The organism is Arthrobacter sp. H14, assembly GCF_000520495.1.
In the GTDB taxonomy this organism is placed as follows: Bacteria; Actinomycetota; Actinomycetes; order Actinomycetales; family Micrococcaceae; genus Arthrobacter_C.
Genome location: NZ_KI914663.1, coordinates 23,423 through 35,093 on the forward strand (window position 1 = coordinate 23,423; position 11,671 = coordinate 35,093).

Annotated in this window: 10 protein-coding genes and 1 pseudogene; 6 read left to right on the forward strand and 5 right to left on the reverse strand. The window is 64.5% G+C overall.

Annotated elements, in window-relative coordinates; genetic code table 11:
- Positions 1 to 1,462, reverse strand: a 1,462-nt coding sequence (locus Y707_RS26205) for a putative bifunctional diguanylate cyclase/phosphodiesterase (RefSeq protein ID WP_051442029.1), incomplete at its 3' end; no start/stop codon positions are given.
- Between the two features lies 1 nt (position 1,463).
- Positions 1,464 to 1,835, reverse strand: a complete 372-nt coding sequence (locus tag Y707_RS0114110) for a DUF7793 family protein (protein ID WP_035781806.1) — start codon at positions 1,833 to 1,835, stop codon at positions 1,464 to 1,466.
- 116 nt (positions 1,836 to 1,951) lie between these two features.
- On the opposite strand from Y707_RS0114110, the gene Y707_RS26210 reads away from it, so the two are divergent.
- The gene (locus tag Y707_RS26210) at positions 1,952 to 3,649 is read left to right on the forward strand and encodes an ATP-binding response regulator (protein WP_035781810.1); all 1,698 of its coding nucleotides are present in this window, start codon (positions 1,952 to 1,954) and stop codon (positions 3,647 to 3,649) included.
- 4 nt (positions 3,650 to 3,653) lie between these two features.
- Here the strand turns inward: Y707_RS26210 and Y707_RS0114120 are convergent, their stop codons facing one another.
- On the reverse strand, positions 3,654 to 5,144 hold the full coding sequence (locus tag Y707_RS0114120; RefSeq protein WP_026535561.1) for a mannitol dehydrogenase family protein: 1,491 nt from the start codon (positions 5,142 to 5,144) through the stop codon (positions 3,654 to 3,656).
- A 162-nt stretch (positions 5,145 to 5,306) separates the two neighbouring features.
- On the opposite strand from Y707_RS0114120, the gene Y707_RS26215 reads away from it, so the two are divergent.
- Positions 5,307 to 6,287, forward strand: coding sequence for a diacylglycerol/lipid kinase family protein (locus Y707_RS26215; protein WP_051442031.1), 981 nt, complete (start codon positions 5,307 to 5,309; stop codon positions 6,285 to 6,287).
- Between the two features lie 33 nt (positions 6,288 to 6,320).
- Here Y707_RS26215 and Y707_RS0114130 read toward each other — a convergent pair whose 3' ends face one another.
- Together Y707_RS0114130 and Y707_RS0114135 are read right to left on the reverse strand one after the other, a co-directional pair.
- A complete protein-coding gene (locus Y707_RS0114130) occupies positions 6,321 to 6,536 on the reverse strand; it encodes a hypothetical protein (protein WP_051442032.1) in 216 nt (71 codons plus the stop codon).
- 123 nt (positions 6,537 to 6,659) lie between these two features.
- The gene (locus Y707_RS0114135) at positions 6,660 to 7,010 is read right to left on the reverse strand and encodes an ArsR/SmtB family transcription factor (protein WP_051442033.1); all 351 of its coding nucleotides are present in this window, start codon (positions 7,008 to 7,010) and stop codon (positions 6,660 to 6,662) included.
- Between the two features lie 126 nt (positions 7,011 to 7,136).
- Here Y707_RS0114135 and arsB point away from each other — a divergent pair, with 126 nt between their 5' ends.
- The 4 genes and pseudogenes from arsB to Y707_RS26225 form a co-directional block, all read left to right on the forward strand.
- Entirely contained in the window at positions 7,137 to 8,267 is a 1,131-nt protein-coding gene (arsB, locus tag Y707_RS26220) for an ACR3 family arsenite efflux transporter (protein ID WP_051442034.1), read from the forward strand.
- A gap of 1 nt (position 8,268) precedes the next feature.
- Positions 8,269 to 8,700 (forward strand): arsenate reductase ArsC, encoded by a 432-nt coding sequence (locus tag Y707_RS0114145; protein ID WP_026535564.1) that lies wholly within the window; start codon positions 8,269 to 8,271, stop codon positions 8,698 to 8,700.
- A 144-nt stretch (positions 8,701 to 8,844) separates the two neighbouring features.
- The gene (trxB, locus tag Y707_RS0114150) at positions 8,845 to 9,849 is read left to right on the forward strand and encodes a thioredoxin-disulfide reductase (protein WP_051442036.1); all 1,005 of its coding nucleotides are present in this window, start codon (positions 8,845 to 8,847) and stop codon (positions 9,847 to 9,849) included.
- Positions 9,842 to 11,397, forward strand: a pseudogene (locus tag Y707_RS26225) (FAD-dependent oxidoreductase); the annotation flags it as partial. The gene trxB and the pseudogene Y707_RS26225, both read left to right, overlap by 8 nt.
- Positions 11,398 to 11,671 lie beyond the last annotated feature (274 nt).

An 11,671-nucleotide genomic window follows, 5' to 3' on the forward strand; every position in this document is an offset into this window, starting at 1 on the left:
ACCGCCCCTGGCCATAGAGGCAGTCGAGCCGGCGCAGCTGGTCCGCCTGCTCTGCGGTTTCGATTCCCTCAGCCACGGCGGTCAGGCCGGCAGCGTTTATCAATTGCAATACGGCCGCCACGAAGGTTTTCTGCTCCGGATCATTCGCTATTTCTACGATCAACGACCGGTCCATCTTGACGGTGTCCGCCGGGAGCTCGCGGAGGTAACTGATCGACGAATAGCCGGTGCCAAAGTCATCAATCTCGACGGCCACCCCCAACCGGTTGAGCTCGCGAAGGTTTTCGGTGCTGACCACATCGCCGGTCATCAGGACCGTCTCGGTGATCTCCACAATGAGCTGCGACGGCGGCACGTTGGAAGCCACGAGCGCAGCCGAAATGAACGCAGCCAGGCCCGGTTCGCGCATTTCCATCGCGGACAGATTTACCCGCAGCGTGAAGGGCCGCCCGGACAGCACATCCTGCCAGGCGGCGAGCTGGTGAACCGCTGTCAGGATCATCCATTGCCCCAGCTCGGCGATGAGGCCGGTCTCTTCCGCTACGCCGACGAAATCGTCTGGATAGAGGAGACCACGATCGGGATGTTGCCACCGGACCAGTGCCTCCGCGCCGGTGATCTTGCCGTTCCCGAGTCCGACGACCGGCTGGTAATGGACCACCAGCTGGTGTGCAGCGATACCGGTCCGAAGTTCAGCGGTCACCCGGGACCGTTGCCGCACCGCATCAAGGATGGAGGGGTCGAATACCCGGACAACCCCCTTGCCACCTGCTTTCGCGGCATACATGGCCGCATCGGCGTCGCGCATCAGCGTCTCGGCGCTGTGGCCGTCCTCTCCGCACCGGACGCCGATGCTGGCCATCGTCCAGATTCGTGTACCCGCAACGATGATGGCGGGGCGGAGCGCTTCAAGCGCCCGGTCCGCCACCGCCCTGGCCTGCACATCATCGGTTTCCGGGAGCAGGAGCGCGAATTCGTCTCCGCCGAGTCTTGCCACCGTGTCGGTCGCGCGGACCACGGCCTTCAGCCTTCGCGCGACTTCCACGAGGACACGGTCGCCGGCAGCATGGCCGAGGCTGTCGTTCACGTCTTTGAATGTGTCCAGATCCAGGAAGATGAGGGCGGGAGGCTTGCCACTGGCAGCGGCCGCCTGGACTTCCTGGCTCATCCGCTCGCTGAGCAGGGCCCTGTTGGCCAAACCTGTGAGGTCGTCCGTCGTCGCCATCCGCTGAAGTTCCACCTGCGCCTCGCGCAGCATCGCGGTACGTTCCTCAACGCGTTTCTCCAGATCCTGGTACATCACGTTCAGTTCTTCGGCGAGCAGGTTCACGCCGCTGATCACGGCGTCGATGGAGTCGCGTGCCGGCGAAATTTCCAGACGGGCCGTCAGGTCGCCGGACGAGAGCCGAACAATGCCGTCGACCAGCTTGTCCAGGCGCGGATCGCTGACAAACTGCTCCACGTTAATCGCCGCTCAGCCATTGGGTCGCCTCCGGTTCGGAGGTGAAGAATCTGGTGGGACAGGGAAGGTGGCTGATGCCCAGGACGAAGTTGGCTATCACGCGGTCCACCGGAGAAGCACCGAGGAGGGCAATTTTCGACGCCGAGCACGGCTTCCCGAACACGGCACGGGCGCCGCGGCTGACAGAGGCGGTGGTGGCCATATCGACCAGCATGGGCCGCCGGATTCCGGCACATAATTCGTTGACCTTATCCATCGCGGTCTGTGCGGCTTCCTCGGTGATGGCAATTCCCCTGGCCCAGCGCAACCGTAGGATACCGTCGTCGCCCAGGCCGAGCGTTGCATCGATTCCGGTTACCCGCGGATCCGTCATTATCCCAGCATAGAACGTGCCCTCGCGTATAGACTCCGTAGAGGGCGCCGAAGGTACGAATGGAACCCGCCGCCGGAACCCGTCCGGCGCTCAGTGCCAGGCAGAAGGGAGCAAGGGTGAGTTCAGCGCGGAACGCCGGGGACCGCCTCCAACGCACCGCCCTGGTTGTTATTGGCGATTCCGGTGATCGGGACCAGACGACGCAATACTTGAGCGCGGCCGGCTTCGCCGTCACCCGCTTCGGCAACAGCCAGGCCGCCCTTGCCGAGGCCCAACAGCATTCATTTGACCTTGCCGTCGTCGACATCGCTGTCGCGGAAGGAACCTGGACCTACGTACTGCGCAAACTGCAGCAGGTTGGAGGGACGCGGCGCATCCCGGTGATCCTCACGGTTTCGAGCGTTGATCAGCTCAGCATCGACGACGGATTGGTCCTGTCAATTTCCGACTACGTGTTGAAACCGGTGAAGGCCGAGGAACTTGTCCATCGTGCCGACGTCGTCATCACGCACAATGAACGGCAGCTCCGTCGGCGGGCCAAAGCCACCCAACTGCGGGAGCAGACACGGCAGGTGTCGGCCGCCATCCGCAGCACCCACAAACCGGAAGAGATGGCCGCGCACCTGGTGGATGGTTTGGGGGAGGCTTTCGGGGCGGAACGGGTCCTGCTGACGACCTTCGAGGATGAACGCGTCCCCAAAATCACGAGGCAATGGGCCCGCGAGGGGTTGGAGCTCATTCCACCCTCCTTTTCCGAACATGAAGAACAAGCACGGCCGCTCGCCAATCAACTGTGGGAGAACTCAACCGTGCTGGAGCTGGGGCCGCGGTCCGGCCGCACTCCGGCGGAGGGCTTGGAGGACCTGGCCAACTGGGCGGCAGGGCTGGGTCCGGGCGCATCCGTCGTCGCCCCGATCGGGGAAAACGACATGGCGTTCGGCCTGATTTGCCTGGTCGCCGCCGACGAGGACCGGACCTGGACCCAGGCGGAACTTTCGCTCACGCAGCACGTGCTGGGAAACCTGGCCCACGGGCTCATTCAGGGCCAGTTGATCACCGGTCAGCAGGAAGTGGTGGAGAGGCTGAAGGAGCTGGACCGGGCGAAGAACGACTTTGTGGCCACGGTCAATCACGAGCTGCGGACACCGCTGACGTCCATTACCGGTTACCTTGAGATGGTCCAGGAAGGCGCGGGAGGGGCGGTTCCCGACAGCGCCGGACGGATGCTGGAAATCGTCGAGCGGAACACAGTCCGGTTGCGGAGTCTAGTGGAGGACATGCTGACCCTGTCCCGGATGGATTCCGGCAGCATCCAGACCATCGCCCCGGTCGACGTCGGCGATCTGCTGGAGATGGTGATGACGGCGATGTCTCCGCTCGCCGTGACCCAGGATGTGCAGCTCAACTACGAGCGGCCCCAAACGGCGCTGCTGGTCCTCGGCGACGTGCACCAGCTTGAACAGGCCTTTACCAATATTGTCTCCAACGCGGTGAAGTTCACGCCGGCAACGGGGAAGGTCGAAGTCACGGCCGAACGCGCCGCGCCGGTCGACGAAATGCCGGCCAGCGTCGTCGTTAGGGTGCAGGACACCGGAATGGGGATCCCCGCCGACGAGATTCCCCGGCTGTTCACCAGGTTCTACCGGGCATCGAACGCCACCGCCGCGGCCGTTCCGGGCACGGGCCTGGGGTTGTCGATCGTCAAGGGCGTCGTGGAGCAGCACAGCGGCGAGTTGAACGTGCAATCCGTCGAGGGAGAGGGAACCACGGTGACGGTCCGGTTGCCCGAGACCGGCCTGGCCGAGGAGAGCTGAACGCTCAGCCCGCTTCGGAAACCAGTGCTTCGACGGCAGCCCTTGAGCCACGCGTGTGCAGGTTGGACAGTGCCTCCGTGTAGGCGGCCACGAAGCGTTCGTTGTCGACCAGATCGCCGAAAACTTCCCTGTTCGCCAGGAAAGCCAACGGGTCCTGCCGCTGCTTTGCTGCCGCGGCCATCAAGGTTTCCTTCAGCCGGTCGACCACCTCGATTGGCTCACCGGCCTCGTCCACACCTTCGGCGTACCTCGCCCAACTGGCGACGATGCCCGCGGAACGGGAGATGTCGCCGTCGTTCTCCAAATTGATCCGGATCACCGGGACCAGCCATTTCGGGATCCGGTCTGAGCTCTCGGCGCAAAGGCGGGCTAAAGTGTCGCGGATATGGGGATTCGAGAACCGCTCGATCAGGGTCTGCTTGTAGTCCTCGAGGTCGATTCCGGGCACCGGCGCGAGCGTCGGCTGGCCCTCGTGGGTCATGTACTCCAGCAGGAAACGGGCAAACAGCCGGTCCTGGCACACCTCATGTGCGAAGCGGTAGCCGGCCAGGTAGCCGAAGTAGCACAGCCCCTGGTGACTGGCATTGAGCAACCGCAGCTTCATCAGCTCGTACGGCTCGACGTCGTCGACAATCTGAACCCCGACCTCTTCGAAGGGCGGCCGGCCCAGGCTGAACTTGTCCTCCAGAACCCACTGCACGAATGGTTCGCTAACCACGGGCCAGCCGTCAGCGACGCCGAACTCTTCGGCAATGGCCGACCGGTCGTCGTCGGTCGTGACAGGCGTAATGCGGTCGACCATGGAGTTCGGGAAGGGCACGTTCTGCTCGACCCACTCCCCCAGTCCGGCGTCCTTGAGCCGGGCAAAGGCGGTGAACATTTTGTGTGCAACCTCGCCGTTGCCCTGGATGTTGTCGCAGGACATCACGGTGAACGGCTTCAAACCACGGGCACGACGGCGGGACAAGGCTTCCGTGACGAGGCCGAAAGTGGTCCTCGGGCTGGCATCCGGTTGCAGATCGGCCACTACATCCGGGTTTTCGGCGTCGAACTCCCCGGTCACATGGTGGAAGTTGTAGCCGCCCTCCGTGACGGTCAGGGAGACGATGCGGACTTGCTCGGACGCCATTTTCTCGATCACGGCTTCGGGATCCTCTGGGGCGTAAAGGTATTCCGCCATCGAACCTATGATCCGTCCCTCGCGCGTTCCGTCGGCGTGCTTGGTGACGAGAGTGTAGAGGCAGTCCTGGTCCTGCAGAACGTCACGCATCCGTTTATCGCCGGGCAGCACACCGACGCCGCAGATCGCCCAGTCCAGAGCCTTGCCCTCGTTCATCAGCCGGTCCAGGAACATCGCCTGGTGCGCGCGGTGGAAGCCGCCGACGCCGAAGTGGACAATGCCGACGCTCAGCGCGGAACGGTCATAGCCAGGGATGGCCAGACTGTCCGGAAGCCCGGGCAGAGCCTGCGTGTTCAACTGGGTGGGAGTCTGCATCGATTTCTCCTTTGAGAGCCACGGTTACCTGAATTTATCATATGAGCGTGACGAGCGTCTCATGTGAGCAGCGATTACTGAGCGGGCACCCAGCGGCGCGGACTAAAGTTATTGCATCAGGACGCTCCATCAGGGCGTTCTTTCCAGACTGTCGGAGGACGCATGTCAGAATCGGATCTGCTGGTGGTGGTGAACGCCGCCGCCGGTACCGCGCACGAGCGGGGCGTCAACGCTGCGCTGACCGTCCTGCGCGCTGCCGCCAAAGCGGGAGGCAACGAGCTTGAGCTGGCCGCCACCCGCAATCTGGACGAGTTGGCGGAATCGCTGCATGGGCTGAACGGGCGCCGCCTGGTGCTGCTCGGTGGAGACGGTTCCATCCACGCCGCCGTGCAGTGCCTCTACCGAAGCGGAAAGCTCAAAGAGACTGGTCCGGTTGGCCTGATTCCGCTCGGCACCGGCAACGACCTGGCGGGCTCCCTCGGAATCCCCCTCGATCCGGCGCAGGCGGCCAGGACCGTGATATCCGGACACGGCCGCGGGATGGAATTGCTGGTCAGCGACGAGGGCGACGTGGCCGTGAACGCGGTCCATGTGGGCATCGGTGCTGCCGCAGCGGCACGCGGGGCATCGGTCAAGAAGAAGCTGGGCAAAATCAAGCTCGGCAAATTGGGTTATCCACTCGGAGCGGTTGCTGCCGGGTTCAGCGAAAGAGGCTGGAGGTTGACCGTGCGGGTCGACGGGCAGCAGATCCACGACGATTCGACTCCCGTTTTGATGGCCGCCATGGGGCTCGGCGGAACCGTTGGCGGCGGCGCCCGGCTGATACCCGACGCCGATCCGCACGACGGCCGCATCGACGTCGTCGTCTGGGAATCTGTAGGTTCGATTGCCCGCGTGGCTTATGCGCTCGGGCTCAAGAGCGGGAACCACGCCTCCCGGTCCGACGTCAGCACTGGCTGCGGGCAGGTGGTTGAAGTGGAGGGAGCCGGCGATGAGACCTTCATGGCAAGCAACGACGGCGAGCTGCACGGCCCGTTCAGTTACCGGCGGTGGGAAATCCATTGCGACGCTTGGCAGGTGATTGTCCTGCAGGGCAACAATCATCCGACGAGCCTGGCCAGTCTGCAGGTTGAGCCGGACTGACGGGGTAATCGACGGGACTCAGCCGACGATCGCTCAGTCGACGAACTCGGACTGCGTCTCGATGAACTGCCAGTCGCCGGTGCCCAGCAGATCTGAACCACCCTGCTGCTGCACTGACGGGCCACCCGCATCCCTGATCGCCTTGACGACGTGATCAGGCAGGACGGTGCTGCGCAGATTCTCCCGCAGCCACTCCTTGGCCGGGGTTGACACCCGGGACCACCATGTCTCGATGGGATTGGTTTCCATGAGTTCAGTCTCCTCGGGTCGTTGGCCAGTCCATCCACGGTAGGCATGCCGCGGGCCTCGAAACAAGACCTCCGGGTGCCGGGTGGCCGCCTGCGGGACAGATTCGCCGGAGCCAGGAGCCGATCAGGGGGTGATGACCGCCGCGAGGGACTCCAGCGCGCCTGGGACCAGCGAATAGTAGGACCAGATTCCGCGCTTCTCCCTGCTAAGGAGGCCGGCATCGACCAGAATCTTCAGGTGGTGCGAAACGGTCGGCTGCCCAAGTCCAACGGGCTCCGTCAGGTCGCAGACGCAGGCCTCCGAGTTCTCGCTGGAGGAAATCAGTGAGATCAGCCTGAGACGGGTCGGATCGGCGAGCGCCTTGAGCTGATGCGCGACGGCATTGGCCCGCTGCTCGCTCATGGCTTCACCTCCCACCGGGGTGCAGCAGGAATCGCGATCTATCCCGGCGTCGACGGTGGTTGCGGTGTTCATGGTTCCATTATGCACATCACATTGACATCCGTCGATGCGTACCGGCATACTCGCTTCATCGATAGACTTCGATGGACAAACCACGCAGGCGGTCCGCCACCAGACTGCCGAACATGAAGGAGCCGAGTGAGCACCTCGACAGCAACCGCCAGCAGGCAGGAGGAAGCCGTCGTCGGGAAACTCTCCACGTTGGACCGCTTCCTGCCAGTCTGGATCATTGCCGCCATGGTCGCCGGCATAGTGCTCGGCCGTTTCGTGCCGGGGATGAATGACGCTCTGGATGCCGTCAAGATCGGTTCGGTTTCACTGCCGATTGCCGTGGGCCTGCTGGTGATGATGTATCCGGTGCTGGCGAAGGTCCGCTACAACGAGACCAGCCACGTCGTCCGCGACCGGAAACTGATGATCACCTCCCTGGTGCTGAACTGGCTTGCCGCCCCCGCGTTCATGTTCGCGCTGGCCTGGATCTTCGTCCCCGACCTGCCGGAATACCGCACCGGACTAATCATTGTCGGCCTCGCCCGTTGCATCGCCATGGTGCTGATCTGGAACGATCTGGCTTGCGGCGACCGCGAAGCCGCCGCTGTACTGGTGTTCATCAACTCCGTCTTCCAGGTTTTCGCGTTCGGGGCGCTTGGCTGGTTCTACCTGCAGCTGCTCCCCTCCTGGCTTGGTCTGCCCACCACCAGCGCGGACTTCTCCTTCTGGGCAATCACCATCAGCGTGCTCGTCTTCCTCGGCATTCCGCTGCTCGCCGGCTTCCTGACCCGCACCATCGGCGAACGCACCAAGGGCCGGACCTGGTACGAGGACAAATTCCTGCCGAAGCTTGGCCCTTGGGCGCTCTACGGCCTGCTGTTCACCATCGTCATCCTGTTCGCGCTGCAGGGACAGGAAATTCTGGCCAACCCGTTCGACGTCGCCCGGATCGCCTTGCCGCTGCTGGTCTACTTCGTCGTCGTCTTTGGTGCCGGGATGGTCCTCGGAAAGCTGCTCCGGCTCGGCTACGCCAAAACCACCACTCTCGCCTTCACTGCGGCGGGGAACAATTTCGAGCTGGCCATCGCCGTCGCCATTGGCACTTACGGGGTGACGTCCGGCCAAGCCCTCGCCGGCGTCGTCGGTCCGCTGATTGAAGTCCCTGTACTGGTCGCGCTCGTCTACGTAGCCTTATGGGCACGGCGCAAATTCTTTCCCGAGACGCCGTCAGCGACCGGTATGCCTGCATCTGCCACGACACCCTCCAAAGGAGCCTGAGATGTCCGATACCGCCAACAAGCCAAGCGTCCTGTTCGTTTGTGTTCACAACGCCGGCCGCTCGCAGATGGCTGCGGCCTATCTCGCGCACATGTCCGCCGGGCAGGTCGAGGTCCGTTCCGCCGGAACCGCGCCGGCCGACTCGGTGAATCCAGAGGTCGTGGAGGCGATGAACGAGGTCGGCATGGATCTCTCCGCTGAACAACCAAAAGTACTGAAGACTGAAACGGTGCAGGAGTCCGACGTCGTCATCACCATGGGTTGCGGCGACGAGTGTCCGTACTTCCCGGGCAAAAAGTACTACGACTGGACGCTTGACGATCCGGCAGGCCAGGGCCTCGAAGCCGTCCGGCCGATCCGCGACGAGATCAAAGGACGCGTGCAGAACCTGATGATCGAGCTCTTCCCGGCCCTGCATCCCGACGCCGGGTAGGGCGGCCGTAGAGCCCGTCACGGCCCATCCCAAACCCCACCGGCTCTCCTCCAGGAGACAGACATGATTGAACTGCCAGATAATTTCGACCAGCTCGGCAAGGATGGCGCCGTCGACGGCAGCGCGGGAGGAACCGGCGACGGCATGGGCGACTCCGGTCCTGACGGCGCCTCCACACGCCATCCGCTGATCATCATCGGCTCCGGTCCGGCTGGCTACACCGCCGCGATCTATGCTGCCCGCGCCGGACTCGAACCGCTGGTCCTGGCCGGTTCCGTCACCGCCGGCGGCGCCCTGATGAACACCACCGAAGTGGAGAATTATCCGGGCTTCCCGTCCGGGATCCAGGGACCGCAGTTGATGGACGACCTCTTGGAGCAGGCCCAGCGATTCGGTGCCGATGTGAAGTACGACGACGCCGTCAGCGTGACGCTGAAGGGGAACACCAAGCGTGTGGTCACCGGCGGCGGCAAAACCTACGAGGCCACGGCCGTCATCCTGGCCACCGGCTCGGCGTACAAGGAACTCGGCCTGCCCGAGGAACAGAAACTGTCCGGCCACGGCATTTCCTGGTGTGCCACCTGCGACGGCTTTTTCTTCCGCGAACAGGACATCATCGTGGTCGGCGGCGGCGATTCCGCCATGGAGGAAGCAACCTTTCTGACCCGGTTCGCGCGGTCCGTCACCGTCGTCGTCCGGCGCGGGGGCCTGCGGGCTTCGAAAATCATGGCCCAGCGGGCGCACGACAACGAGAAGATCCGCTTCGCCTGGAACTCCGCCATCACGGCCATCCGCGGCGACGGGAAGGTCACTGGCGTGACGCTCCGGGATACGGTCACAGGCGAAACCCGTGAGCAAGCCGCCACCGGGGTGTTCGTCGCGATCGGGCACCTGCCCCGCACCGAACTCGTCAAGGGTCAGGTTGAGCTCGACGACGAAGGCTACATCAGGGTCGACTCCCCCACCACCGTTACCAATCTGACCGGCGTTTTCGCCTGCGGTGACGCGGTGGACCACCGGTACCGGCAGGCCATCACGGCCGCAGGAACCGGCTGCGCCGCCGCCCTGGACGCCGAGCGGTATCTCGCCGCACTCGACGATGCAGCCAGCATCGCCACTGCTGTTGTGGAGGAAGAGTCCCATGCGTGAAACCTCTGAACTACCCGTCGTCGTTATTGGTGCCGGACCGGTCGGCCTGGCGGCCGCCGCCCACCTGCTGGAGCAAGGTCTGCAGCCGCTGATTTTCGAATCCGGCCTTCGGCTGGCGCGGCCGTGTCCGAATGGGGCCACATCCGGCTCTTCTCGCCATGGCGGTACAACATCGACGCCGCCGCCCGCCATCTGCTTGAGCCCACCGGCTGGGAAGAGCCTCGTCCGACCGCGCTGCCCTACGGCCGGGACTTGGTCGAACGGTACCTTGAACCGCTGGCGGCGGTGCCGGCAATTTCGACGGCGCTGCACACCGGATCGCGGGTCGTCGCCGTCAGCCGGGATGGCATGGACAAGAGCCACTCGAAAGACCGGGATCTGCGACCCTTCCTGGTCCGGGTTCAGCGCGAAGACGGATCAATCACCGACCATCTGGCGAGGGCGGTTCTTGATGCATCCGGGACCTGGCATCAGCCGGCGCCGCTTGGCCAGGCGGGTCTGTCTGCTCCGGGCGAAGCGGAAGCTCGACGGGTTCTTGACCCACAGGACGCGGCCCCATCGGCGCACACCGGGGTTAGCGCGCTCCCCTCGGCCACCCACCCGGTCCCGGTCCCTGCGATCACCGGACCGCTGCCCGACGTCGTCGGCCGCGACCGCGAGCGCTTCGCCGGTAAGCACGTCCTGGTGGTCGGCTCCGGCCACTCGGCCGCGAACACCCTGCTCGCCCTCACCGAGGTTCAGCGCGACGCTCCGGACACACGGATCAGCTGGGCGGTCCGCGGCGCCTCCGTGCAGCGCCTTTACGGCGGCGGATCGCTTGACGAACTGCCCGCCCGCGGGATGCTCGGCACCCGGCTGAAAAGAATGGTCGACGACGGCAAAATTGAACTGACGACCTCGTTCACGATCACCGGCTTCAGCCCTCCCCCGGGCGCCTCCCTCTCCGGGTCGTCTGACACAACCGACTCGTTCCCAGCTTCAAACTCGTCGCAGGCATCCGGGTCGAATAGCGTCGACAGCAGTTTCCGGCGCGTGACGGTGTACGGGCAAACCCCAGGCGGGCCGCGGGGGATGATTGTCGACGTCGTCATCCCCACTACCGGGTTCCGGCCCGACCTTGGCCCGCTCTGCGAACTGCGGCTTGAACTTGATCCGGCGGTGGAGGCACCGCGGGAGCTTGGGCCGCTGATCGACCCGGAATTCCACAGCTGCGGGACCGTGCCCGCGCATGGAGCCGCCGCGCTTGCCCACCCGGAGAAGGACTTCTACATCGTCGGCATGAAGAGCTATGGGCGGCCCACCTTCCTGCTGGCAACCGGCTACGAGCAGGTCCGCTCGGTCGCGGCGGCGCTGGCCGGGGATCTGGCCGCCGCCGAACGAGTGGAACTCGGCCTGCCGGAAACCGGCGTCTGCTCCACCTCCTTGCCAGAGCAGTCAGAGGTTGCAGAGGAAGCTGCGGGAGCTGCCTGTTGCGGAACCCCAGCGGCGCCGGGGCCGGAACCAGTCTCGGTAGGCTTCGCGACGGGTACAGCCCATGGCCGCTCGGGGGGACGCCCTCTAGCCTTAGCGAGCGAGAACGGTTCTGGACGGCGAAACCGGTGCTGGCCAGAACCGTTCTGGCAGCTAAGCACCGTTCCCGATCGCTTGCGCCGATGCGGCCACGGCATTTGGGCGCCACGGGTTACGACGAACCGTTCCGGGCAGTAATCACGACGGTTCGTCCCTTCTGTCCAGTTGCCGCAGTTACAGGGCCGGTGCAGAATGAGCGGATGCTCAATACCTCAGCCCTTGCAGAACAAGCCGTCCTCCACACCGGCCGTTT